The organism is Rhodoferax sp. ZS1R25 (genome assembly GCF_056521335.1).
Window position 1 is genome coordinate 135,775 of record NZ_JBWMAZ010000004.1, and the last position, 23,735, is coordinate 159,509.

Sequence of the window (23,735 nt, forward strand, 5' to 3'; positions counted from 1 at the left end):
TGAATTTAAACATATGATGATTAAACTCGATTTTGCCGCAAAACACCGTCGCCCTGCCCAATGAAGCCTTCCGCAACCCCCAACCACGCCACCTATGCCGGACGCAACCTGCATGGCCAGGTGGTCAACGAGTTGGGGCGCCGGGTGGTCGGTGGCGTCTATGCGGCGGGGGCCTTGCTGCCCAATGAGGACCAGCTCTGCGCGGAGCTGGCGGTCAGCCGCACCGCGCTGCGCGAAGCCATCAAGGTGCTGGCTGCCAAGGGCCTGCTGGAGCCCCGCCCGCGCATTGGCACCCGGGTCCGCCCCACTGAGCAGTGGAACCTGCTGGACCCCGACATCCTGGCCTGGCGCTGCGCCACGGGCGCGGATGCCGAGTTTTTGCAGCACCTGACCGAGTTGCGCGAGATCATCGAACCATCGGCCGCCGCCCTAGCCGCCACCAGCCACCGGCCTGAACAGCTAGCCGACATTGCCAAGGCGCTGGACGCGATGCAGGACGCCCACCAGATCAGCGAATGGGTGCAGGCCGACCTGGCCTTTCACACCGCCGTGCTCAAGGCCACGAACAACCCGCTGCTGATGCCCTTGGCCGCCATCATTGGTAGCGCACTGGAGTCGCTGCTGGCCGTGAGCGCCCGCACTTCCGAGAATTTCAAACAGGCCCTGCCGGACCACCAAAAGGTGTTTGAAGCCATCCAGGCCCGCGACGCCCAGAGTGCGCTGCACCGCATGGCGGGCATGCTTTCGGACACCCGGTCGCTGATGAAACGGGCGGTGATTCCACCGTCCGTGTGATTTGCTCGGGATTCGGGTTTATTTGTATGATGATTTAGGCATTCCCATTACAATTTGTAGGCAACTTCCCACCCTCCTATGCAAACCCCATCCCTTTCCACATTTGCGACCTACCCCAGCCTCGCTGGGCGCACGGTCTTTGTCACGGGCGGCAGCTCCGGCATTGGCGCGGACATCGTGATCGCCTACGCCCGCCAGGGCGCCCAGGCGGCCTTCACGGGCCGCAACGCCGAGTCGGCCGCGCAGGTCATCGAAGCCGCGTCCGCATTCGGCCCCACCCCGCTGTTTTTGCAAAGCGATGCCGCCGATGTGGCCGCGCTGAAGGCCGCCATTGCGACCACGGCCGAGCGCTTTGGTGACATCAGCGTGCTGGTCAACAACGTGGCCAACGACCAGCGCCACGACCTGGCCGATGTGACGCCCGACGACTTTGACTGGCGCGTGGCCATCAACCTGCGCCCGGCCTTCTTTGCGGCACAGTCCGTGGTCGAGGGCATGAAGCGCCTGGGCGGTGGTTCCATCGTCAACCTGGGGTCCATCAGCTGGATGATCAAGGGCGCGGGCTACCCCGTGTACGCCACCTGCAAGTCGGCCACTGTGGGCCTGTCGCGTAGCCTGGCCCGGGACTTGGGCAAGCTCAATATCCGCGTGAACACCCTGTCGCCCGGCTGGATCATGACCGAGAAGCAGCTCACCATGTGGGTGGACGAAGCCGGCGAAAAAGCCATGGACGAGAACCAGTGCCTGCCCGGCCGCATTGTGGGCAGCGACGTGGCCAATATGGCCCTTTTCCTGTCGGCGGACGACAGCCGCATGGTGACGGCGCAAGACTTTGTGGTGGACGCCGGATGGACCTGAGCACGCCCACCATTCCCACCGTCTGGCCTGCGAACCTGCAACTGGGCGAAGGCCCGATGTGGCACGCCACCAGCCAACAGTTCTATTTTGTCGACGTCCATGGCAAGGCACTCCATGTCTGGAACCCCGAGACAGACACGCGCCAAACCTGGGCCATGCCCGAGCGCATTGGCTGGTTGATCCCGCGCACCGACGGTGATGGGTTCATTGCCGGCCTGCAGTCGGGCTTTGTTCGCCTGTGGCTGGAGCCCAGCCTGCGCATAGAACCCATCGGCACGCCGCACCCGGGCGAACCGCTGGTGCGCCTGAACGATGGCAAGGCCGACTGCCATGGCCGCATCTGGGCTGGCTCCATGCGCAACGACGAACCCGGTTTGCGCCAGGGCCGCCTGGCCCAACTCGCACCATCCGGGGAGATCAGCGTAGTCGAAAGCGGTATCTACATCGCCAACGGCCCGGCCATCGCGCACGACGGTCGCTGGATGCTCCACACCGACTCGTTCCTGGACACCGTCTACCGCTACGACCTCTCCCCCCAAGGCGTGCTGACGGGCAAGACGGTGTGGAACAAGTTTGGTGGCGAAGACGGCACGCCCGATGGCATGACGCTGGACCGTGACGGCAATGTGTGGGTGGCATTTTGGGGCGGCAGCTGCATACGGCAGTTCGCGCCACAGGGCACCTTGCTTCGCACCATTCCCCTGCCTGCAACGCAGATCACCAGCATGGCGTTCGGTGGCAAGAACCTGGACCAACTGCTGGTGACCAGTGCCCGTGTTGGGCTGGACGATGCCACGCTAGAACGCTACCCGCTGGCGGGCAGCATCTTTGTGCTGGAACCCGGTGTGCAAGGCGTGCTGCCCTGCACGTTTGGCTGACCCTGCCTACTCGCCGGCGCGCAAGCGCCGGCGACTGTCGCGCGCGTTGGGCAACCAACCGCGCCACAGCCAGCGGGCCAACAGCAACAGCCCCCGAATCCATTCATCAATGGCATAGGCCATCCAGATACCCGGCAGGCCAAACAGCCGGCCCAGCCAGAACGACCCCACCCCCAGCACCAACACCAACGACGCCACGCTGGACGCAGCGGGGTACAGCGCATCGCCGGTCGCGCGCAGGGCTCCATTCAAGATCAAGTTGAACACACGGCCGGTTTCCAGCAATAGCGACAACCACAACAGCGTTTGCGCCGCATGGATCACGGCCGGGTCTTTGGTGAAGATGCGCATCAACCACGGCGCACCCAGTGCCGCCAACAATGCCAGCGAGCCCGATGCCAACAGCCCGTTACGCACAGCCTTGCGCACCAGCACATTGGCCACACGCAGGTCGCCCGCCCCCACCAGTCGGCCCACCATGATTTCGCAGGCCCAACCAATCGCCATGCTGGTCAACAGCACGTACTTCAGCAACTGCAGCGTGTACGAGTGGGTGGCCAGCGCGGTGACCCCCAGGCGTGCGGTCGCAGCCAGCGACACCATGAAGGCGCCACGGTAGGCCACCTCCACCCCCGCACCGGGCAGCCCCACGCGCAGCACGGGTGCCAGGTCCTTCCAGGAGGCGGCCCACCAGTCGCGCCAACGCGGTACCAGCTGCATGCGAATACGCCAGAACCACAGGTGCATGACCAGCCCCAGCGCACGGCTGATCAGCATGGCAATCGCATAGCCCTCCAGGCCCATGCCATCCCATTCGCCCCAGTCGCGCATCAGCAGCGCGGCCAGCAGCAAATGGCTGCTGTGCATGACGATCATCACTTTGAGCGAGTCCCTGGAGTGCAGGTGCGCGCGCAACACCGAGGCCATGCTGAGGTTGTAGGCCTCCAGCATCAGGGCGGGCGCAAACCACTGCAGATAGGGCGCCGCCAGCACCACGATCTGGTCGGGCGCGTTGAGCCAATCCAGCACCAGGTCGTTGCCCGCAACCACTATGCACACGACCAGCGCCCCCGCCCAGGTGCTGGCGCCCAAGGCCAGCAAGGCCGCGCGGCGGGCCGCCGCAAATTGCTGGCCGCCCAAGTACTGCGTGACCACGACACCCAGACCAATGGCCAGCACGCGGAACACCACAAACAGGGTTTCCAGAATCTGGTTCACCAGTCCGAAGGCGCCGGCTGCGGCGTCGGAGGTATGCGAGGCCAGCCACAGGCCGCCCATGGCCACACTCATGCCCAGCAAAAATTCGCCCAGCAAAGGGCCCGCGATCATGTTGAGGCGGGGGCGGTCGGGCGCAGTCATGGCCACGAACCTTAGCGCAAAGCGAGCATCCGTGCTTCGAAAGCTCGCAGCGTGAAGCGGCGTGCGCTCTCTGCGGGGTCCACCGCATAGTTGGCCATCAACAGCGCCTGCGTTTCAAATCCGACATGGGCTGGCAGCACAAAGTCCTGCTCACTGGCCGTGAAGTTGCAGACCACCAGCACCGTGTCTGGACCTAGCGTGCGGGTGTAGGCGTACACCGCAGCATCGTCCGGCAACAACAGCGCGTAGTGCCCCTGCACCAGCACCGGCGTGCTCTTGCGCAGAGCAATCAGGCGGCGGTAGTAGTGCCACACCGAGTCCGCATCCGCCTGGGCCTGCGCGGCATTCACCGTGGGGTAGTTCGGGTTGCTCTGGATCCAGGGCACGCCAGTGGTAAAGCCACCATGTGCAGAGGCGTCCCACTGCATGGGCGTGCGTGCGTTGTCGCGGCCCTTGGTGTGGATGCGCGCCAACACGTCGGCTGGGGCCTCTTTGCGCTCCTGCACCGCTTCGCGGTACATGTTCAGCGATTCGATGTCGCGGTAGTCCTCGATACGCGCAAAGCGCACATTGGTCATGCCCAGTTCTTCGCCCTGGTACACATAGGGCGTGCCCTGCAGGCCATGCAACAAGGTGGCGAGCATCTTGGCCGAAGCGACACGGTGCACACCGTCATCGCCCCAACGCGACACAGGCCGCGGCTGGTCGTGGTTGCTCAGGTATAGGCTGTTCCAGCCGGTTTGCCACAGTGCGTCCTGCCAGCGCGACATGCTGGCCTTCAGGTCGGTCAGCGCCAGGGGTTTCAGCGCCCATTTGCCACGGCCATCCCCGGGAATGGAATCCAGGTCCATGTGCTCAAACTGGAACAACATGTTCAGCGCGCCGGTCTGCGCATTGGTGATATCTATGCCTTGCTGGATGGTCGCCAGCGGCGCCTCACCCACCGTGATCGTGTCGTAGCCGTCCAGCGCCTCTGCTTTCATTTCGCGCAGGAATTCCAGCAGGCGTGGGCCATTGGTCACCATGCCAAAGCTGGGTTGCAAGTGGCCGCCCCGAATCACGGGCGCATCGGGCAGTCCCAAGGGCTTGGAGATCATGTTGATCACATCCATGCGGAAGCCATCCACCCCCTTGTCCAGCCAGAAACGCATGAGGGCATAGACCTCGTGCCGCACCTTGGGGTTCTCCCAATTCAGGTCGGGCTGCTTCTTGGAGAACATGTGCAGATAGTACTCACCCGTGGCCGGGTTGGGCTCCCACACCGAGCCGCTGAACGCGGCCTCCCAGTTGTTGGGCAGGCCGCCATCAGCGGGCATATCGCGCCAGAGGTAGTAATCGTGGTACGGGTTGTCGCGGCTCTGGCGGGCCTGCTGGAACCAGGGGTGTTCGTCGGATGTATGGTTGACCACCAGGTCCATCATCAGCCGGATACCGCGTGCGTGCATAGCCGCCAACATGGCGTCGAAGTCGGCCATGGTGCCGAACTCCGCCATGATGGCGCGGTAGTCACTGATGTCGTAACCGTTGTCGTCGTTGGGCGAACGGTACACCGGCGAGAGCCAGATGACGTCCACCCCCAGCGCCTGCAGGTAGTCCAGCTTGGAGGTGATGCCGGGCAGGTCGCCGATCCCGTCACCATTGCTATCGCAAAAGCTGCGCGGGTAGATCTGGTAGACCACCGACTGTTTCCAGTCGGCGTCGGGCGGGCGCGTTACAGAAGAGGCAGCCATGGTGCGACTGCCGGGCTTAACCCAGGCGGTAGTAAGCCCCACCCCAAGGTGCCAGCTGCAGCGTGTTGCCAGCACGGGGTGCATCGGCCAGGCCACTGCCTGCCAGCGCTGTGGACGCGGCATAGACCGCCGGAATGTCCCACTGCGCCGCGGTGTCGCTGAAGTTGAACACGCACAGCACTTGCTGGCCTTCATACGCACGCACAAAGGCCAGCACTTGCGGATGGGCCGGCAGCACGGTGAGCGTGCCGTTGACCAACGCTGGTTGGGTTTTTCGCCAGCGCAGCAAGCCACGGTAGAAATGCAACAAAGAACCCTTGTCGCGCTCCTGCACATCCACCGCCAGCGCGCGGTGCGGCTCGATCACCGGCAACCAGGGGGCAGCCGGCGTGGCCGCGCTGGAGAAGCCCAGGTCGGCCGAGTCCTTGGCCCATGGGTGGGCCGTGCGGCAACCGTCACGGCCCTTGAACTCCGGCCACATGGTGATGCCATAGGGGTCTTGCAGGTCTTCAAACGCGATGTCGGCTTCGGGCAGGCCCAGCTCGTCGCCCTGGTAAATGCACGGCGAACCGCGCAAGCTCATTTGCAGGGCCGCGCCCAGGCGCAACAGGTCGGGGTGGGCGGCCTTGTCCGCACTGCCCCATCGGCTGGCTACGCGCACCACGTCGTGGTTTGACAGCGCCCAGCAGGGCCACCCCCCGGGTGCCACTTCTTCAAAGCGCTGCACAAAGCCGCGGAAGTGCGCTGCGCTGTGCGCCGTGCCCAGCAGGTCAAAACAGTACGCCATGTGCAGCTTGTCGCCGCCGCTGGTGTATTCGGCCACACGGGCCAGGCCGTCGTCGTCGCCAATCTCGCCCACCATGGTGGTGTTGGGGTACTGGTCCAGCAGCGCGCGCAGGCGGCGCAGGAAGACCAGGTTCTCGGGCTGGCTCTTGTCGTGTTGGTGCCACTGCCAGCCGTAGGGGTTCACGGCATTGACGGCAGGGTCTTCGCCATCAGGGCGGCCACGGGGCGGGTTGCTGCGCAGCTGCGCGTCGTGGAAGTAGAAGTTGGCGGTGTCCAGGCGGTAGCCGTCTACCCCCAAGTCCAACCAGAACTTCACGGTGTCCAGCAAAGCGTTCTGCACGTCGGGGCTGTGGAAGTTCAGGTCTGGCTGGCTCGTCAGGAAGTTGTGCATGTAGTACTGGCAGCGGCGGGTGTCCCACTGCCAGGCGCTACCGCCGAAGATGGAGAGCCAGTTGTTGGGGGGCGTGCCATCGCTCTGGGCATCGGCCCACACATACCAGTCAGCCTTGGGGTTGGTAAGGCTGGAGCGGCTCTCGACAAACCAGGGGTGCTGGTCCGAGCTGTGCGACAGTACCTGGTCGATCATGACCTTCAAACCCAGCGCGTGGGCACGGTCCACCAGTTTGCGGAAGTCGGCCACGGTACCGAACATGGGGTCCACGTCGCAGTAGTCGCTGACGTCGTAGCCGAAGTCCTTCATCGGGCTCTTGAAGAAGGGCGAGAGCCAGATGCCGTCGGCACCCAGCGCAGCCACGTAGTCCAGCTTGGCGGTGATGCCGTCCAGGTCACCGATGCCATCGCCATTGCTGTCGGCAAAACTGCGGGGGTAGATTTGGTAAATGACGCCGCCGCGCCACCAGTTGTCGTTCGATGCTTTGGTCATACAGAAAAAAGAGAAGAGAAAACCGTTACTTGACGGAACCGGACAGCAGGCCGCGCACAAAGAAGCGCTGCAGCGAGAAGAACACCGCCACAGGCACCGCAATAGACACAAAAGCGCTGGCCGTCAGAATTTCCCAGCTCTCGCCGCGGGAACCCAACAGGTCATTGAGCTTGATGGTCAGCACGATCTGGTCGGGTGCCTTGCCCAGGAATACCAGCGCGATCAAAAAGTCATTCCACACCCAGAGGAACTGGAAGATGGCAAAACTGGCCAGCGCAGGAATCGACAGCGGCAGCACGATGCCCAGGAAAATCTGGAAGTGCGAGGCGCCATCCATGCGCGCGCTCTCGATGATGTCGCGGGGCAAGGAGGCGATGTAGTTGCGCAGCAGGTAAATGGCCAGCGGCAGGCCAAAGGCCGAGTGCGCCAGCCACACCCCCATGTACGACTTGCTCTCCACCCCCAGCGCCTCACCCAATTGGTTGTACAGACGCAGCAGCGGGATCAGCGACATTTGCAGCGGTACCACCAGCAGGCCCACCACCACCACGAACAGCCATTTGCGCCCCGGGAACTCCATCCAGCTGAAGGCATAGGCCGCGAAGGCCGCGATCAGGATCGGAATAAACGTGGCGGGAATCGTCACTTTGAAGGTGTTGAGAAAGGCCTGGCCCACGCCCTCGGACGCCACCACCTTTTCGTAGTTCTGCGTCAAAAACACCGGGGGCGATTCGGCCACATAGAACACCCGCACACCGCGGTCCTTGTCGTAGTTCTGGCTCAGCTCCAGGCGGTAGCTGCCATCGGCCTGCACGGTCAGCGTGCCATCGGGTTGGCCATCTTCTTCGTCGAACACCTGGCCGTCCGCCACCTCAGCCGCCGTGCCCACGGCAAACTCGCCGGGGTTACCCGACTTGAGGGAGAACTTCTTGATCTTGATCCCCGACTGCTCGGGGAACAGGCGGCCGCTGATCACATAGCGGTCGCCTTCCTTGACCAGGCTTTGTGCGCCAGCCGTGCGGCGCATGTCGGCACGGGTTTGGGTGGACAGGGCCGTCCACCAGCCGCTGGAGGCCAGCTGCTGCTTCTCGCGGAAGCTGGACACCAGCAAGCCGAAGGTGGGCAGCACCCACAGCACCACGATGGCCAGCAGCAAGAGCTGCGCGGCGATCGAGGGAAAGCTGAAGTATTTTTTCATCGCTGGGCCTCCTCGGTCCGGAACCGGCGGATATTGAACGCCATGACAGGCACCACCGCAAACATGAGCACCATGGCCAGCGTAGAGCTGCGCCCGTAGTCGCCACCGCCGCGGAACATCCAGTCGTACATCAGGTTGGCGAGGACGCTGGTGTCCCACTGGCCACCGGTCATGGCCATCACGATGTCAAACACCTTGAGTACGGTGATGGTGATGGTGGTCCACACCACAAGGATGGTGGACATGACCTGGGGCACCATGATTTCAAAGAAGATCTGCAGCTCGCTGGCCCCGTCGATACGGGCGGCTTCAATGGTTTCGTTCGGCACGCCGCGCAGTGCGGCCGACAGGATCACCATGGCAAAGCCGGTTTGGATCCAGATCAGGATGGCCATGAGGAAGAAGTTGTTCCAGAACGGCACGGTGACCCAGGCCTGCGGCTGGCCGCCCAGCCCGACGACGATGGCGTTCAGGATGCCGATCTGGTCCGACTCTGGCCCGCGGAAGTCATAGACAAACTTCCAAATCACGCTGGCGCCCACAAAGCTGATGGCCATGGGCATGAACACCATGGACTTGGCAAAGCCGCCCCACCACACGCGGTCGGCCAGGACGGCCACGATCAGGCCCAAGCCCGTGGCGGCCGCAGGCACCACCACCAGCCACAAGAAGTTGTTGCGGATGGTGAGCAGGAAATTCTGGTCTACCAACACCCATTGGTAGTTGGCCAGGCCGACGAACTGTTCGCCGGTGGCATCGAAAAAGCTGAGACGAAAAGTCTCGAACAACGGATACAGCAGGTACGTGCCAAGTAGCAGCAACGCAGGGGCCAAAAACAGCCAGGGTCGTATGCTGGAACGCACCCGCTCGCGCTGGTGCTTTTGCCCCAGGGGGAGGTGCACAATTTTGTCCAACAGAAAGTTGGAGCCAGCGAAGTACAGCAGGCAAAACGCAATGCTGACCACCACGGCGGTTATGGTCTGGAGGATTTGATCGGTCATGGGATCAACTCTTTTGCGTATCGTGAAAGGGTTTCAAAAAGGCCGGCAGCACGGAGCCGCCGGCCTGAAGACGCGCCACCAGGGCAACGTCAGAGGAGATGCTTACTTGATCGCGTCCCAGCTCTTCTGGATTTCGTCTGCCACCTGCTGTGCGCTTTGACCGCCAGAGTAGTTGACCATGCCCTTCCAGAAGCTGCCAGCACCCACGGCGCCAGGCATCAGGTCGGAACCGTCAAAGCGGAAGGTCGTTGCGTTGAGCAAAATCTCGCCTTGCTTCTTCTGGGCCTTGGTCTTGTACTTGTCCAGGTCCACACCCTTGTGCGGTGTCAGGAAGCCGGGGCCGTCAGCCATCCAGATTTCATGCGCTTGGGGGCTTTGCATGTAGTCCATGAAGGCATGTGCAGCCTTGCTTTCCTTGGTGATGGTCAGGATCGTGCCGCCACCCAGAACCGGGTTGCCCAGCTTCTTGCTGGCAAACGAGGGGAAGTAGAAGAAGTCAGCGTCATCGGCCTTGCCTTCGGGGAAGAACGCAGGGATGAAGGACGCCTGGCGGTGCATGTAGCACTTGGGTGGCGAACCGAACAGACCCTTGGGGCTGTCCTTGAAGCTCACGGTGGCCACGGCCTTGGCGCCGCCATCCACATAGGCGTCGTTCTTGGCGAACCAGCCGTACGCTTCGATAGCCTCGACCACGCGCTTGTCGTTGAATTTGACCTTGTTGCTCACCCAGCCGTCATACACCTCAGGGGTTTGCGTGCGCAGCATGAAGTCTTCCACCCAGTCGGTGGCAGGCCAGCCGGTGGCGGCATCCGAACCCAGGCCGATACACCAGGCTTTGCCGCCGTCAGACGCAATCTTCTTGGTCAGGGCTTGCAAGTCTTCCATGGTCTTGGGCACTTTGTAGCCCTTTTCCTTGAAGTTCTCGGGGATGTACCAGACCAGGCTCTTCACGTTGACGTTGTAGAACAGGCCGTAGAACTCTTTCTTGCCCGCCTTGTTGGCGTAGGTGCCCAGGTCTGCCCAGGAGGTGCCGGCGGCGTAGTTCTTCTTCACCCATTCTTTGGACTTCTCGCCCAGGGGCACCAGGCCACCGATGGCAGCCATGTTGGCGGCCAGACCGGGCTGGGGGAACACCGAGATGTTGGACGGCGAACCGGCCTTGATGTCGATCACGATTTGTTGCTCGGAGCTTTGTGAGCAGGAGTGCTTCACGGTCGCGCCGGTGGCTTTTTCAAAGCCATCAATCACCTTTTGGAACGACACCTCTTCGGCGCCCGTCCAGGGGCAGGTGATGGTGACCACTTCACCCTTCAGATTCGGGCCTTTGTAGTCGGCGGCGGCCATGGCCGGGCTGACCAGCGTGCCCAGTACCAGAGCGGACGCTCCGGCGATTACGGTTTTCTTGAACATCGTCTCTTCTCCTCTTGGTGCGCCACGGCCCATCCGTGGTGCTTAAAAAATGGGGGAGCGGTGCGTCAGTCGACGCGCCGACCCTCGGCGTTGAAGCGGTACAGGTGCTCGGGCGAAAAGCCCAGCTCAATGGTCTTGCCAGGCTCCAGCGCCAGCGTGCCATCCATGCGTGCGGTGATGTCGCCATGCGCGCCAGCGGTGACGTAGGCAAAGGTTTCGTTGCCCAGCTGCTCGGAGTGCTTGAGCGTGCCCTGGATGGGACCGCCCGCCTGCACCTTCAGGTGCTCGGGGCGCAGGCCGACGGTGGCCACGTTGTGGCGGGCGGCGAACTCGCCGCCAATCAGGTTCATCTGCGGCGAGCCGATGAAACTGGCGACAAACAGACTGGCAGGCTTGTTGTACAGCTCCAGTGGGCGACCAACCTGCTCGACCTTGCCCCTGTTCAGCACCACGATCTTGTCGGCCAACGTCATGGCCTCGACCTGGTCGTGCGTCACGTAGACCATGGTCGCACCCAGGCGGCGGTGCAACGTGGCCAGCTCCACGCGCATCTTGGTGCGCAGGGCGGCGTCCAGATTGGACAAGGGTTCGTCAAACAAAAACACCTTGGGGTCGCGCACGATGGCACGGCCAATGGCCACGCGCTGGCGCTGGCCACCCGACAGGGCTTTGGGCAGGCGGTCCAGGTATTCGGTGAGCTGCAGGATCTCGGAGGCCTCGCGCACGCGGCGTTCGATTTCGGCCTTGGGCGTCTTGGCAATCTTCAGGGCGAAGGCCATGTTGTCGTACACGGTCTTGTGGGGGTAGAGCGCGTAGCTCTGGAACACCATGGCCACACCGCGTTCGGACGGACCCAGTTCATTGACGCGCACACCACCGATATTGAGGTCGCCGCCAGAGATGTCTTCCAGGCCCGCAATCATGCGCAACAGCGTGGTCTTGCCGCAGCCCGAGGGGCCGACAAACACCGTGAACTCACCCGGCTCAATGTCCAAATCGATGCCATGGATGACATCCGCTTTGCCGTAGTTTTTAACGATTCCGCGCAAACGGACATCGGACTGACTCATATGCATGCTCCTTGCGGTTGACCTGCGGCGCCTCGCCACGCAGCAGAATGTAACCAGATTACACATACAACCACTCAGGGAAAACCCTTGAAAATCCGGTTTTCCATCAGTTTTCAAAACCGATTTTGTCCAATGAAGCGTCGAAAGCACCTTTCGATACAATTTCCCGGATTCAGGTAACCAAGTTACCAACCGGTTACCGATTTTCGGTAACCCACTGGGGCAGGGCCCAGTCCAGCAACTCGGCCAGACGGCTCACCACCCACTGCGCCTCCGTGGGCGTCACCACGGCGGCCTCGCCCAGCAAACCCTGGTGGCAGCGCGTCAGCACATCCCCGTCAGTCAGCCCCAGGCCGAACTCCATGTCGCGCGCCGTGGTGGTCAGCAGGTTGGCCAGGTCTTCACACAGCTCGTAGCGCTGGGCCACCTCTTGCCATGGCGTGTGCAGGCGGTTGCGGCGGGTGTCGGTGTAGAGCGCCAGAAAGCTCTGGGGGATTTCGATTTGGTAGTCGTCGGACATGGGGGGGGGGAGACGGTGAAGGGAGGTCAGCGCAGCTGGCGCTGCACATGCAGCAGCAAGCCGTCGCACGCATCTTCCACCAAATCGAGCACCGCGTCGAAGCCGCCTGCCCCACCGTAGTACGGGTCAGGCACCACGGGGCTGTCGTGCTGCTGGCAAAACTCGGTCAGGCGGCGCAGCTTGGCCTGGTGCGCGGGCGGGCACAGGTCTTGTGCCAATGCCAGGTTGTCCCAGTCCATGACCAGAATCAGGTCCGCGCGCGCAAAGTCGGCCGCGGCCAGCTGGCGGGCACGCAGGTCAGAGAGGTCGTAGCCACGCCGGGCTGCGTGGGTTTGGGAACGCGGGTCCGGCGCCTCGCCCGGGTGGTAGTTGTGGGTGCCGGCCGAGTCCACCTGCACACGGTCTTGCCAGCCCCGCTGCTGCACCTTGTGGCGCATCACGCCATGGGCCGTGGGGCTGCGGCAGATATTGCCCATGCACACAAACAACAAACGGTAGTCTGGCATTCGCGCCCCTGTTTTAAGTCAAATCAGCCTCTAGCCCCCGTATCCATTGCGCGAGCAGCTCTTGTTTTCATAGCAATCAGGCCAGAGGTGGCAGCAGGCCAGCGGCGCGCAGCTTGTCTTTCTTGCTGGGCCGCAGGCCCTTGATACCGCCACCCGCGGTGCCGCCCGGCGCATCGCTGGCACGCGGCGCGGGCTCAAAGCCGGCCACCTGCTCGCGCGGCACGGGCTTGCGGTGGCGCTTTTCGATCAGGCGGAAATGTGCTTCCATGTCGGCGGTGACAAAGCTCACCGCCAGGCCGCTGGCACCGGCGCGCGCGGTGCGGCCAATGCGGTGGGTGTAGTCGGTGGCCGAGCGTGGCAGGTCGTAGTTCACCACCACGGGCAGGTCGCTGATGTCGATGCCGCGCGCGGCCACATCCGTCGCCACCACCACGCCAATGGCCGAGGCCTTGAAGTCCATCAACACCTGGGTGCGCTTGCCCTGGCTGAGCTGGGCATGGAAGGGCTCGGCCAGGAGGCCCGCGCGGCGCAGCTTGTCGGCCACCATCTCGGCGGCGTATTTGGTTGCCACAAACACCAACACCCGGCTCCAGCCCTGCTCGGCGATCAAGTGACGCAGCAACTGGGTGCGCTGGCTGCCATCCACCTCGATGGCGCGCTGGGCGATGTCGGGCTGCTCGCCCTCTTCGGCCACCACATTCACCTCCACGGGGCTGTGCAGGCTGGCCTGCGCCATGGCGCGCACCGCGGCCGGAAAGGTAGCCGAGTACAGCAGGCTCTGGTGGCGCGCCGGCAGCAGGCTGCGGATGCGATCAAGCTCCTGCGCAAAGCCCAGGTCCAGCAGGCGGTCTGCCTCGTCCAGCACCAGGGTCTGCACTCCGCCCAGCGTGAGGGCGCGGTGGTCCACCACGTCCAGCAAGCGACCCGGCGTGGCCACCACGATGTCGGTGCCACCGCGCAGGCCCATGAGCTGCGGATTGATGGACACCCCACCAAAGAGCACCGTCACACGGGCCGCCTGACCGGCGTGCTGGGCCAGGGTGCGCAACGTGTCGCCGACCTGGGTCGCCAACTCACGCGTGGGCACCACCACCAGCGCGGTGGCCTGGCGGGGCTTATGCGGCGTACGGCTGGCCAGTTGCGCCAGCAGCACCATGGCGTAGGCGGCGGTTTTTCCGGAGCCGGTTTGCGCACAGGCCAGTACGTCCTGCCCGTCCAGGGCCACGGGCACGGTCTGCGCCTGCACAGGCGTGGGCAGGACATAGCCCTGAAGCACCATGGCATGCGCCAGTGCGGGGGGAATACCGAGGTCGGAAAAGGGCATGGCGTGGGGAGCCCGGTGGGCAGTAAACGGAACGTGGAAGAAGAATAGGAGGGACGAGTCAGCCGCAAGCCGGGAGATCAGCCGGCGTAGCCCATCACAGCGAAAAAGTGGCAACCAGTACCAGCCACCACAAAGCCGTGCCAGATCGCATGCGCATAGCGGATACGCGAATCGAGCACAAAGAACACCACCCCCAGGGTGTAGGCCAGACCACCGGCCACCAGCCAGACCAGGCCCTGCAGCGGCACGCGCTCCACCAACGGCACAGCGGCAATCAGCACCAGCCAGCCCATGCACAGGTACAGGCCGGTGGAAACCCAGGGGTGCGAAAGCTTGTCGGTGGACTTGAGGATGACGCCGACGACGGCCAAGGCCCACACCAGGCCAAACAGAGTCCAGCCCCAGGCGCCGGCCAGCGCGCCCAGCGCGAACGGGGTGTAGCTGCCGGCGATGAACAGGAAGATGGCGCAGTAGTCCAGCCTGAGAAATACCCGCTTGGCACGTCCGTTGGGCAGCGCGTGGTAGAGCGTGGAGGTGAAATACAGCAGCACCATGGTCACGGCAAACACAACGGCCCCAATCTGGCTGGCCGTCCCGAGGTCGCGCGCCGCCGCAATCAGAAAGGGCGCAGCACCGATGGCAGCCAGCAGCGCCAGCCCGTGGCTGACACTGTTGGCGATTTCTTCACCCAGGCTTTGGAGTCGTGCGGTCATGCCCCGATTGTCGCAGCTTGGACCTATAAAAGCGGGCGCAGCTCCCGCGCGGCATCCAGCAGCACCGGCAGCAGCTCGCTCTGCAGGGTCTGCGGCGTCCAGCGGTGCGGTGCGGCCACCACATTGAGGGCGGCCACGGTGTCCCCCTGCACATTGCGCAGTGGCACGGCCAGGGCTTGCACACCCAGCTCGTGCTCTTCGCTGGCCAGGTAGAAGTCTTGCCGCCGCGCGGCGTCAATACTCTGGCGCAGGGCCTTGGTATCGGTCACGGTGTGCGCGGTCAGGCGCCGCAGGGGCTGCGCCTTGATCCAGTCGCTGAGGGCGGGCTTGGGCAGGGCCGCAAGCAGCAGGCGCCCGGTGGAGGTGGCGTGCGCCGGCAGGCGTGCCCCTAGGTGCAAACCGTAGGCCAGCACCTGGGCCTTGCCCGAGGGTGAGCTGCGCCAATCATTGCCGCTGCGGGCCACGATGACCACTTCGTGCCCGTCCAGCACCACGGCCGAAAACGACTCTTGCGTTTGTGCCGCCAACCGGTTGAGTGTGGGCTGCAGCACACGTGGCATGCGCGCCGAGGCCAGGTAGCTGCCCGAAAAGCGCAGCACTTTGCTGGAGAGCCAGTAGTAGCTGCCATCGGTCTCCAGGTAGCCCAGGTAGGCCAGCGTGAGCAGGTGGCGCCGCGCCGCCGCGCGCGTGATGCCGGCGCGCTGGGCCGCCAGCGTGGCGTTCAGGCGCTGGCGCTCGGTGTCAAAGCTCTCCAGCACCGCCATGCCCTTGGCCATGCCGGCGATCAGGTCGGCCGGCGCGATGGTGCTGGGGTGCAAGGGGGTGGTAGGGGTCATGGGGTGGCCTTCAGGCAAACTGGTTTTGTGCGATTGTCGCGCAATCACTCTGTTCATCGCGCAACAGCGTGGCCGGTGGGATGCCAAAACGATGGCGTCTGACTAAGCTGAAGGCTCACCACGAACGCGGAGTTTTCATGCGCACCCAAGTCGCCATCATCGGAGCCGGGCCCTCCGGCCTCCTGCTCGGCCAGCTGCTGCACAAGGCGGGCATTGATGCGGTCATTCTGGAACGCCAGACCGGCGACTATGTGCTCTCGCGCATCCGCGCTGGCATCCTGGAGCAGGTCACCACCGACCTGTTGATTGAGGCCGGCGTGGGCCAGCGCATGCACCGCGAAGGGCTGGTGCATGGTGGCTTTGACCTGCTGTTTGGTGGCGAACGCCACCGCATCGACATGCGCGCACTGACCGGCGGCCGCCAGGTGACGGTTTATGGCCAAACCGAGATGACGCGCGACCTGATGGAGGCGCGCCAGGCTGCGGCACTCCCCACCATTTACCAGGCGGGCAACCTCACGGTGCACGACTTTGACACCACCCAGCCCCGCGTGCGCTACGAGAAAGACGGGCAGACCCATGAGATCGTTTGCGACTTCATTGCGGGTTGCGATGGCTTTCACGGCGTGTGCCGCGCCAGCGTGCCGCAGGGCGCGATCACCGAGTACGAGAAGGTCTACCCCTTTGGCTGGCTGGGCCTGCTGGCCGACACGCCACCCGTGCACCACGAGCTGGTTTATGTGAACAGCCCTCGTGGGTTTGCACTGTGCTCGCAGCGCAGCGCCACGCGCAGCCGCTACTACCTGCAGGTGCCGCTCACCGACAAGGTCCAGAACTGGTCGGACGAGGCCTTCTGGCAAGAGCTGCGCTTGCGCCTGGACCCCGAGGCCCGTGCGGCGCTGGTGACCGGCCCGTCGCTGGAGAAAAGTATTGCGCCGCTGCGCAGCTTTGTGGCCGAACCCATGCGCTTTGGTCGCATGTTCCTGGCGGGTGACGCAGCCCACATCGTGCCGCCCACAGGCGCGAAGGGCCTGAACCTGGCCGCCACCGACGTGAAGTACCTGAGCACCGCCTTCATCGAGCACTACCAGGAGCAGTCGTCCGCAGGCATCGACCACTACTCGCAGCGCTGCCTGCAGCGCATCTGGAAGGGCGAGCGTTTTTCATGGTGGTTCACCAGCCTGATGCACCGTTTGCCCGACGAGGGCGCCATCGGCCAAAAGCTGCAGGAGGCCGAGCTGGCGTACCTGGTGCAGTCCCAAGCCGCGTCTACCGCGCTGGCCGAAAACTACGTGGGCCTGCCGCTGTAGGGCCGAACTTTACGGAGGCTTTACAAAGCCGACAGCGGGCGTGAGGTAAACAGGATTCAAAGTCCTCGTATGGAGCGTTCGCTGCCCAATCGGCAGTGTCGCGCTCCCCGAACTTTTTTATTCCAACGTCGTTGCCGCCCATGAACTTTGCCCGCTCTCCTCTGCTCATTTTTGGCGCCCTGTTGCCCCTGGCCCTGCTGGGGTGCTCGGGCAAGACCGAGGCCCCTACGGCGCAGGCCGCCGCCACCGCGCCAGCACCCACCGCATCGGCCAGTGCTGCGGCCGGAGCACCTGCTACGGTTAGCACCGTCAAAGCGTTGAGCCGCGACTTGTCGGTCACGCTGAAGGCCACCGGAACCGTCGCCCCGCTGACCACGGTGGACGTCAAGTCCCAGGTCACCAGCACGGTGACCCAGGTGCACTTCAAGGAGGGCCAGTTCGTCAAGGCAGGCCAAGTGCTGTTCATGCTGGACGCGCGCACCGATGAAGCCAACGCGGCGAAGGCCCGGGCCCAACTGGCCAAGGACAACGCCAGCCTGGCCGATGCCAAGCGCCAGTTCGAGCGAGCTCAGCAGCTGTTTGCACAAAACTTCATCTCCCAAGGTGCGGTGGACACGGCGCAGGCGCTGGTAGAGTCCGCCACCGCCACCGTGGCGGCCGACCAGGCAGCCATAGACGCTACGCGCGTGGCGCTGTCCTACTCACGCATCACCGCGCCCAATGCGGGGCGCGCAGGCGCCGTCAGCGTGTACCCCGGCAGCGCGGTGCAGGCCAACGTGACCACCCTGGTCACCATCACCCAGCTGGACCCGATCAGCGTGCAGTTCAGCATTCCCCAGCGCAACCTGGGCGATGCCCTGCAGGCACTGCAAGGCGGCGGCGCCAGTGTGACGGCCACGCTGGCCGACGGCGGCGGTGCCTTCAAGGGCCGCCTGCAGTTTGTGGACAGCCTGGTGGACGCGAGCTCAGGCGCGGTCAAAGCCAAGGCCGTGTTTGACAACAAGGACGCCAAGCTCTGGCCCGGTGCCTTTGTAGAAATTTCACAAACCGTGTCCACCATCCAAGGTGCCGTGGTGGTGCCGCAGGCGGCCATCATCCAGGGCGCACGCGGCACCGTGGTCTACGTGGTGGAGGACGGCAAGGCCATACTGCGCCCCGTGAAGCTGGTGTACGCAGAGGCGGGTGATGCGGCGGTGACGGGCATCCAGGCGGGCGACAGCGTGGTGCTGGACGGCAAACAAAACCTGCGCCCCAATAGCCCGGTGGTGGAGCGCGGCAAAGACGCCAAAGACCCGCCCGGCGCCCCCAAAGACAAGGACGGCAAGGCCGTGGCCCAGGACAGCACCAAGCCCGCCACGCCATGAACTTCTCTGAACTGTTTATCCGCCGTCCGGTGATGACGGTGCTGCTGAACCTGGCCATCGTGCTGGCCGGGGTGATTGGTTTTCGCAGCATTCCTGTGTCGGCGCTGCCCAGCTATGACACGCCGGTCATCAACGTGTCTGCATCCCTGCCCGGGGCCAGCCCCGAGACCATGGCCACCTCGGTGGCGCTGCCGCTGGAAAAACAATTCCAGACGGTGCCTGGCCTCAAGACCATCAGTTCCACCAGCACGCTGGGCAGCACTTCGCTGACGCTGGAGTTTGAAGAGTCCCGCAACATCGACGCCGCCGCGGTGGACGTGCAGGCCGCGCTGCTGCGCGCCCAACGTGCGCTGCCGCAGGACATGACCAACCCGCCGTCGTACCGCAAGGTCAATCCGGCGGATGCGCCCGTGCTGCTGATTGCACTGCGCTCGCCCTCGCTCTCGCCCGCGGACCTGCAGGACTATGCCGAGCACCTGATCTCGCCCACACTCTCCACCGTGGATGGCGTGGCCCAGGTCAGCATCTTCGGGGCCAAGCGCTACGCGGTGCGCGTGCGCGTGCAGCCCGAGGCGCTCGCCACCCGCAACATCAGCCTGGACGAAATCAGCGCCGCCCTGAAAGCCGCTAACGTGAACACGCCCGTGGGCACGCTGGAAGGCCCCAAGCAAACCCTGGTGTTACAGGCCAACAAGCAGCTGCGCACCGCGGCCGAGTTTGCCGACCTGATCGTCAGCACACGCGGCGGCACCCCGGTGCGCCTGCGCGATGTGGCGGTGGTGGAAGACAGCCTGGAAACGCTGAAGAGCTGGGCCACGCTGAACGGTGAAACCTCCATCACGCTGGCCATCCAGCGCCAGCCCGGCGCCAATACCGTGCGCGTGGTTGACTCCATTCGCAACGCGCTGCCCGCCCTGCAAAGCCAGATGCCGCAGTCGGTCAGCATGACGCCGATCAACGACCGCTCCGTGTCCGTGCGCGAGGCGCTGCACGACGTGACCCTGACACTGATTGGCACCATCGCGCTGGTGGTGCTGGTCATCTTTTTGTTCCTGCGCCGCTTTGTGGCCACGGCCATTCCGGCCTTGTCGCTGCCAGTGTCGCTGGTGGGGGCGGTGGCCTTGCTGTGGGGCCTGTCGTACAGCCTGGACAACATCTCGTTGCTGGGCCTGACGCTGGCCGTGGGCCTGGTGGTGGACGATGCCATCGTGGTGCTGGAGAACATCATCCGCCACGTGGAGCATGGCGAAAACTCGTTCCAGGCCGCGCTGCGCGGCGCGCGCGAAGTGGGCTTCACCATCGTCTCGATTTCCACCTCGCTGATCGCTGTGTTCATCCCCATCTTCTTCATGCCCGGGGTGATCGGCCTGCTGTTCCACGAATTTGCGGTGGTGGTGGGGCTGTCCATCGTGGTGTCGGCCTTTGTGTCGCTGACGCTGGTGCCCATGCTGGCCAGCCGCTTCCTGACCGACGAAGCCCACATGAAGCCGCCTGGCGCCGTGGTGCGCAGTTTCGAGCGTGGCTTCAACGCGCTGCTGGCTGGCTACACCCGGCTGCTGGACAAGGCGCTGTCCCACCGGGCATTGATCGTGGGTCTGGCCATCGCGACCTTTGTGGCAACCGCCTGGCTGCTGGTGATCATCCCCAAGGGTTTCTTCCCCGAGGAAGACATTGGCCAGATCCAGGTGACCACCGAGGCCAGCGAGGACACCTCCTTCCCCGAGATGGTGCGCCTGCAAGAGCGGGCCGCTGAGATCATCCGCAAGGACAACAACGTGGCAGCCGTGAGTTCGTTCAACGGCGGCAGCGGTGCGCAAAACACCGGCCGCATGTTTGTGACCTTGAAGCCCACGGCTGAGCGCGAGCCCATGAAGAAAGTGGTGGAAGGCCTGCGCAAGCAGCTGCGCGGTGTGGCTGGCATCAACGTTTTCATGCGGCCTACACAAAACCTGCAACTGGGCGGGCGCCAGAGCAAGGCGCAGTTCCAGTACATCCTGCAAAGCGTGCGCGCGGACGAGCTCAACACCTGGGCCACCAAACTGCAGGAGAAGCTGCGCGCCGACCCCGTGTTCCGCGACGTGACCAGCGATGCGCAGTTGCGCGGCTTGCAGGCCCAACTCAAGATCGACCGGGACCGGGCTAACGCGCTGGGCGTGTCCATCGACGCCATCCGCACCGCGCTGTTCAGCGCGTTTGGGGAGCGCCAGGTGTCCACCATCTACCTGCCCACCGACAGCTACCAGGTCATCATGGAAGTGGCGCCCGAGGCCAAGCAAGACGAGCACGCGCTGAACGGCATTTACGTGCGCTCCTCCACCGGCGCGCTGGTGCCCATGTCCAGCTTCACCACGGTGGAACGTGCTGTGGGGCCCTCCTCCATCAACCATGTGGGCCAGTTGCAGGCCGTGACCGTGTCCTTCAACCTGGCGCCGGGTACGGCGCTGGGCGATGCCACAACCAAGATCGATGCGGCGCGCGCAGCCATCCAGATGCCTGTGTCCATCATCAGCACCTATGGCGGTGACGCCGCGGTGTTCAAGAGCTCGCAGGGCAGCCAGACCATTCTGGTGGTTGCGGCGCTGCTGGTGATTTACGTGCTGCTGGGCGTGCTGTACGAGAGCTACATCCACCCGATCACCATCCTGGCCGGCCTGCCATCGGCTGCGGTGGGTGCGCTGGCCACGTTGATGCTGTTCGGGCAGGACCTGACGCTGATCGCCACCATCGGCATCGTGCTGTTGATCGGCATCGTGAAGAAGAACGCCATCATGATGATCGACTTCGCACTGGACGCGCAGCGCCACCAGGGCATGACGCCGGCACAGGCCATCCGCGAGGCCTGCATCCTGCGCTTCCGCCCCATCATGATGACCACCATGGCCGCGCTGATGGGCGCCCTGCCGATTGCACTGGGCATTGGCGCCGGCGCCGAGTTACGCCAGCCACTGGGCCTGGCGGTCGTAGGCGGGTTGGTGTTCTCCCAGGCCATCACGCTCTTCATCACCCCGGTGATTTACCTGATGCTGGAGCGCTTCAGCGGCACCGGCCCAGTGCTAACGCCGGAGACTTGATCCGCCGGCCTCAAGTACCCGTGTTACGCAACTATTGATATAAATTAGGTTTTTATGTAACATCGGTACATTCATGTTGTGTACCGGCCATGGCAACGCCTTCCTCCATTCACGCGAGCTACTTCATCCAGCGCATTGAACATGCGTTGGATGGCCTGCCCGAGTCCGAGCGGCGTGTCATGGCGCTGGCATGCAGCGACCCGAAGGCGTTTTTAGAGATGTCGGCCGAGCAGGCCTCGCTGCTGGCCAAGGTCAGCAAACCGACGGTAGTGCGGGCGTGCCGGCGTGTGGGGTACGAGGGGCTCACCGAGTTCAAGCGGCATCTGGTGCTCTACCTGGGCTCGTCGTCGCACGATCTGCCGTATGTGAACTACTCGCTGAAACACCAGGATGACATCGAGAACCTGGGCGCCAACCTCAGCAGCAACCTGATCTCCGCGATTGACGCATTCCGCAAGTCGGCCGGGTTTGGGCCCATCCAGCAGGCGGCCCAGGCGATCAACGCCACGCTGGACCGCCACGGCCACGTGCTGCTCATGGGGGTGGGCAACTCCGGCATTGTGGCCACCGACGCCCAGCACAAATTCTACCACCTGGGTGTGAACTGCACGGTCTGCCAGGACACGGACCAGCAAGTCATCACCGCCACCATGGCGCAGCCACAAGACTGCTTGATTGCCTTCTCCACCTCGGGCCGCACGGCGGACCTGGTGCATGCGGCGCAGATCGCCAAGCGGGGCAAGGTGAAGATCGTCGCCGTCACCAAGACCGGCTCTCCGCTGGCCCAGATGGCCGATGTGGTGATCCCCGTCGAGCACGACGAAGACAGCAACCTGGCGCTGCCCATGGTTTCGCGGGTGCTTCAGCTGCTGGTGGTTGATATCCTGGTGATGGCGGTGGCCACCAAGCGCAGCCCCCATCTGGCGCCGCAACTCAAGGCGCTGGAAAAGAACATCAAGTACAAACGGGAACATGTGTAGCGTCCCGCTCCGATCACGACCTTCCAACCCCTCTTTTTAAAGGACCACCACCATGTCTGCTGCTTTCGAAACCCGCCCCTGGGGCTCCTTCACCGTTCTGGACGAAGCGCCGGGCTACAAGGTCAAACGCATTACTGTGACCCCAGGTCAAACCCTGTCGCTGCAACTGCACCACCAGCGCGCCGAGCGCTGGGTAGTGGCCGCCGGCAAGGCCGAAGTGACTGTGGGTGAAGAGGTGGTGGAGCTGAAGATTGGCGAAACCGTCTACATCCCCGTGGGCGTAAAGCATCGCCTGGCCAACCAGGGCCCCGACACGCTGGAGCTGATCGAGCTGCAGATGGGCCCATATCTGGGAGAAGACGACATTGTGCGGTTTGAAGACCGCTACGGCCGGGCTTGAACCCTTTCTCTACGACGCGCTCAGCAGCAACGTCATCGATGACGATTGCCTTCCAGAGATCCAAACTGTGCCGCGGGATTTAAAAGTTCTCTCGCCAGAACCGTCAGGCATACAGCGCGTGGATTTGCTTTAAATTTCGACGCTGCTTCCGTGATTTAGTTGCCTCCACTCCCAGCCAGGTAGCCAGTTTTTCGGTATTGGGATCGAGCTTGCTTGAGCTGCCCGCCTTGCCTAGGTGGGCTCAGTCTCATCGGATCGCAGGTACTTCATTAGAGTGTTTTGAGCCCTGCCGGAATTCGCGTTGTCGTGGCGCCCAGTCGACAGTGAACGGAAATTCCAGATGACGCCTCTTTTAGCCAGTCGTGCAAAGAGCACAGAGCAACTCGGCCGTAGCGCTCCGTTTTTTGTGTTGATGAGGCATCACTTGAAATAGTCTTGCCATCCGCAAGAACAGGTATACGATGCTCCCGCGACCAAGACGAAAGTTTGTCCCCAGCTATTTTGGGGAAGAAATTTAAAACAAAAAACATCGGAGCCAGCCATGAAACTGAGCATCGCAAAGCGTCTGTATCTAGTCTGCGGGGTGTTGGTTCTCGCCTTGGTTGGGGTCGCTGTTTCGGCATGGATCTCCTTGAATGAGGTAGCACTTTTGGCCCAGCGAGCGAGCGACAACCGCACGCCGCAATTGATGCGCATGGCGGACGTTCAGCTGGATGTCACGCGAACTTCTCTGCAATTGCGCC

20 protein-coding genes and 1 pseudogene are annotated in these 23,735 nt (G+C 63.7%); 9 read left to right on the forward strand and 12 right to left on the reverse strand.

Translation table 11 applies throughout. The features are described 5' to 3' along the window. The first annotated feature begins 60 nt into the window (after positions 1 to 60). The 3 genes from AC097R_RS20220 (at position 61) to AC097R_RS20230 (ending at position 2,531) form a co-directional block, all read left to right on the forward strand. Entirely contained in the window at positions 61 to 795 is a 735-nt protein-coding gene (locus AC097R_RS20220) for a FadR/GntR family transcriptional regulator (protein WP_479600024.1), read from the forward strand. 78 nt (positions 796 to 873) lie between these two features. Further along, positions 874 to 1,653 (forward strand): SDR family NAD(P)-dependent oxidoreductase, encoded by a 780-nt coding sequence (locus AC097R_RS20225; protein ID WP_479600025.1) that lies wholly within the window; start codon positions 874 to 876, stop codon positions 1,651 to 1,653. Beyond that, positions 1,644 to 2,531, forward strand: coding sequence for an SMP-30/gluconolactonase/LRE family protein (locus AC097R_RS20230; protein WP_479600026.1), 888 nt, complete (start codon positions 1,644 to 1,646; stop codon positions 2,529 to 2,531). Before AC097R_RS20225 ends, AC097R_RS20230 begins: the two co-directional genes overlap by 10 nt. Before the next feature lie 6 nt (positions 2,532 to 2,537). Here the strand turns inward: AC097R_RS20230 and AC097R_RS20235 are convergent, their stop codons facing one another. From AC097R_RS20235 to AC097R_RS20290, 12 genes are all read right to left on the reverse strand, one after another. Next, positions 2,538 to 3,890 (reverse strand): MATE family efflux transporter, encoded by a 1,353-nt coding sequence (locus AC097R_RS20235; RefSeq protein WP_479600027.1) that lies wholly within the window; start codon positions 3,888 to 3,890, stop codon positions 2,538 to 2,540. Positions 3,891 to 3,901: 11 nt separating this feature from the next. After that, complete coding sequence (locus AC097R_RS20240) at positions 3,902 to 5,620, reverse strand: glycoside hydrolase family 13 protein (protein ID WP_479600028.1); 1,719 nt, start codon at positions 5,618 to 5,620, stop codon at positions 3,902 to 3,904. Positions 5,621 to 5,636: 16 nt separating this feature from the next. Further along, positions 5,637 to 7,289 carry an alpha-glucosidase family protein gene (locus tag AC097R_RS20245; RefSeq protein ID WP_479600029.1) on the reverse strand — a complete coding sequence of 551 codons (1,653 nt, stop codon included), beginning with the start codon at positions 7,287 to 7,289 and terminating at the stop codon, positions 5,637 to 5,639. A gap of 25 nt (positions 7,290 to 7,314) precedes the next feature. Then, complete coding sequence (locus tag AC097R_RS20250) at positions 7,315 to 8,487, reverse strand: carbohydrate ABC transporter permease (RefSeq protein WP_479600030.1); 1,173 nt, start codon at positions 8,485 to 8,487, stop codon at positions 7,315 to 7,317. Beyond that, positions 8,484 to 9,488, reverse strand: coding sequence for a carbohydrate ABC transporter permease (locus AC097R_RS20255; protein ID WP_477890152.1), 1,005 nt, complete (start codon positions 9,486 to 9,488; stop codon positions 8,484 to 8,486). Before AC097R_RS20255 ends, AC097R_RS20250 begins: the two co-directional genes overlap by 4 nt. Before the next feature lie 102 nt (positions 9,489 to 9,590). Further along, positions 9,591 to 10,898 (reverse strand): ABC transporter substrate-binding protein, encoded by a 1,308-nt coding sequence (locus AC097R_RS20260; RefSeq protein ID WP_479600031.1) that lies wholly within the window; start codon positions 10,896 to 10,898, stop codon positions 9,591 to 9,593. A gap of 65 nt (positions 10,899 to 10,963) precedes the next feature. Further along, on the reverse strand, positions 10,964 to 11,968 hold the full coding sequence (locus tag AC097R_RS20265) for an ABC transporter ATP-binding protein (RefSeq protein ID WP_479600032.1): 1,005 nt from the start codon (positions 11,966 to 11,968) through the stop codon (positions 10,964 to 10,966). 196 nt (positions 11,969 to 12,164) lie between these two features. Then, complete coding sequence (locus tag AC097R_RS20270; RefSeq protein ID WP_479600033.1) at positions 12,165 to 12,488, reverse strand: ATPase with chaperone activity; 324 nt, start codon at positions 12,486 to 12,488, stop codon at positions 12,165 to 12,167. 26 nt (positions 12,489 to 12,514) lie between these two features. Beyond that, positions 12,515 to 12,994, reverse strand: coding sequence for a low molecular weight protein-tyrosine-phosphatase (locus AC097R_RS20275; RefSeq protein WP_479600034.1), 480 nt, complete (start codon positions 12,992 to 12,994; stop codon positions 12,515 to 12,517). Positions 12,995 to 13,070: 76 nt separating this feature from the next. Then, positions 13,071 to 14,318, reverse strand: coding sequence for a DEAD/DEAH box helicase (locus tag AC097R_RS20280; RefSeq protein WP_479600035.1), 1,248 nt, complete (start codon positions 14,316 to 14,318; stop codon positions 13,071 to 13,073). 77 nt (positions 14,319 to 14,395) lie between these two features. Beyond that, positions 14,396 to 15,031: a PAQR family membrane homeostasis protein TrhA gene (gene trhA, locus AC097R_RS20285; protein ID WP_479600036.1), complete on the reverse strand. Its 636-nt coding sequence runs from the start codon at positions 15,029 to 15,031 to the stop codon at positions 14,396 to 14,398. A gap of 23 nt (positions 15,032 to 15,054) precedes the next feature. Continuing rightward, positions 15,055 to 15,867, reverse strand: coding sequence for an IclR family transcriptional regulator domain-containing protein (locus tag AC097R_RS20290; RefSeq protein ID WP_479600037.1), 813 nt, complete (start codon positions 15,865 to 15,867; stop codon positions 15,055 to 15,057). A 137-nt stretch (positions 15,868 to 16,004) separates the two neighbouring features. Here AC097R_RS20290 and pobA point away from each other — a divergent pair, with 137 nt between their 5' ends. The 6 genes and pseudogenes from pobA to AC097R_RS20320 all read left to right on the forward strand — a co-directional run. Beyond that, the gene (gene pobA / locus AC097R_RS20295) at positions 16,005 to 17,177 is read left to right on the forward strand and encodes a 4-hydroxybenzoate 3-monooxygenase (protein WP_479600038.1); all 1,173 of its coding nucleotides are present in this window, start codon (positions 16,005 to 16,007) and stop codon (positions 17,175 to 17,177) included. Positions 17,178 to 17,317: 140 nt separating this feature from the next. After that, entirely contained in the window at positions 17,318 to 18,541 is a 1,224-nt protein-coding gene (locus tag AC097R_RS20300; RefSeq protein WP_479600039.1) for an efflux RND transporter periplasmic adaptor subunit, read from the forward strand. Further along, positions 18,538 to 21,612 carry an efflux RND transporter permease subunit gene (locus tag AC097R_RS20305; RefSeq protein WP_479600040.1) on the forward strand — a complete coding sequence of 1,025 codons (3,075 nt, stop codon included), beginning with the start codon at positions 18,538 to 18,540 and terminating at the stop codon, positions 21,610 to 21,612. The genes AC097R_RS20300 and AC097R_RS20305 overlap by 4 nt, the downstream gene beginning before the upstream one ends. Positions 21,613 to 21,701: 89 nt before the next feature. Beyond that, positions 21,702 to 22,592, forward strand: a complete 891-nt coding sequence (locus AC097R_RS20310; protein WP_479600041.1) for a MurR/RpiR family transcriptional regulator — start codon at positions 21,702 to 21,704, stop codon at positions 22,590 to 22,592. 52 nt (positions 22,593 to 22,644) lie between these two features. Beyond that, the gene (locus AC097R_RS20315) at positions 22,645 to 22,992 is read left to right on the forward strand and encodes a phosphomannose isomerase type II C-terminal cupin domain (RefSeq protein ID WP_479600042.1); all 348 of its coding nucleotides are present in this window, start codon (positions 22,645 to 22,647) and stop codon (positions 22,990 to 22,992) included. Between the two features lie 541 nt (positions 22,993 to 23,533). Next, positions 23,534 to 23,735: pseudogene (locus AC097R_RS20320) on the forward strand (methyl-accepting chemotaxis protein); the annotation flags it as partial.

Excerpts from the sequence above, each read along its gene's own strand:
- AC097R_RS20270 (WP_479600033.1), bottom strand. The coding sequence starts at position 12,488 with ATGTCCGACGACTACCAAATCGAAATCCCCCAGAGCTTTCTGGCGCTC.
- AC097R_RS20265 (WP_479600032.1), bottom strand. The coding sequence starts at position 11,968 with ATGAGTCAGTCCGATGTCCGTTTGCGCGGAATCGTTAAAAACTACGGC.
- AC097R_RS20230 (WP_479600026.1), top strand. The coding sequence starts at position 1,644 with ATGGACCTGAGCACGCCCACCATTCCCACCGTCTGGCCTGCGAACCTG.
- AC097R_RS20275 (WP_479600034.1), bottom strand. The coding sequence starts at position 12,994 with ATGCCAGACTACCGTTTGTTGTTTGTGTGCATGGGCAATATCTGCCGC.
- AC097R_RS20220 (WP_479600024.1), top strand. The coding sequence starts at position 61 with ATGAAGCCTTCCGCAACCCCCAACCACGCCACCTATGCCGGACGCAAC.
- AC097R_RS20240 (WP_479600028.1), bottom strand. The coding sequence starts at position 5,620 with ATGGCTGCCTCTTCTGTAACGCGCCCGCCCGACGCCGACTGGAAACAG.
- AC097R_RS20310 (WP_479600041.1), top strand. The coding sequence starts at position 21,702 with ATGGCAACGCCTTCCTCCATTCACGCGAGCTACTTCATCCAGCGCATT.
- AC097R_RS20300 (WP_479600039.1), top strand. The coding sequence starts at position 17,318 with ATGAACTTTGCCCGCTCTCCTCTGCTCATTTTTGGCGCCCTGTTGCCC.
- AC097R_RS20255 (WP_477890152.1), bottom strand. The coding sequence starts at position 9,488 with ATGACCGATCAAATCCTCCAGACCATAACCGCCGTGGTGGTCAGCATT.
- AC097R_RS20235 (WP_479600027.1), bottom strand. The coding sequence starts at position 3,890 with ATGACTGCGCCCGACCGCCCCCGCCTCAACATGATCGCGGGCCCTTTG.
- AC097R_RS20250 (WP_479600030.1), bottom strand. The coding sequence starts at position 8,487 with ATGAAAAAATACTTCAGCTTTCCCTCGATCGCCGCGCAGCTCTTGCTG.
- pobA (WP_479600038.1), top strand. The coding sequence starts at position 16,005 with ATGCGCACCCAAGTCGCCATCATCGGAGCCGGGCCCTCCGGCCTCCTG.
- AC097R_RS20315 (WP_479600042.1), top strand. The coding sequence starts at position 22,645 with ATGTCTGCTGCTTTCGAAACCCGCCCCTGGGGCTCCTTCACCGTTCTG.
- AC097R_RS20225 (WP_479600025.1), top strand. The coding sequence starts at position 874 with ATGCAAACCCCATCCCTTTCCACATTTGCGACCTACCCCAGCCTCGCT.
- trhA (WP_479600036.1), bottom strand. The coding sequence starts at position 15,031 with ATGACCGCACGACTCCAAAGCCTGGGTGAAGAAATCGCCAACAGTGTC.
- AC097R_RS20280 (WP_479600035.1), bottom strand. The coding sequence starts at position 14,318 with ATGCCCTTTTCCGACCTCGGTATTCCCCCCGCACTGGCGCATGCCATG.
- AC097R_RS20290 (WP_479600037.1), bottom strand. The coding sequence starts at position 15,867 with ATGACCCCTACCACCCCCTTGCACCCCAGCACCATCGCGCCGGCCGAC.
- AC097R_RS20305 (WP_479600040.1), top strand. The coding sequence starts at position 18,538 with ATGAACTTCTCTGAACTGTTTATCCGCCGTCCGGTGATGACGGTGCTG.
- AC097R_RS20260 (WP_479600031.1), bottom strand. The coding sequence starts at position 10,898 with ATGTTCAAGAAAACCGTAATCGCCGGAGCGTCCGCTCTGGTACTGGGC.
- AC097R_RS20245 (WP_479600029.1), bottom strand. The coding sequence starts at position 7,289 with ATGACCAAAGCATCGAACGACAACTGGTGGCGCGGCGGCGTCATTTAC.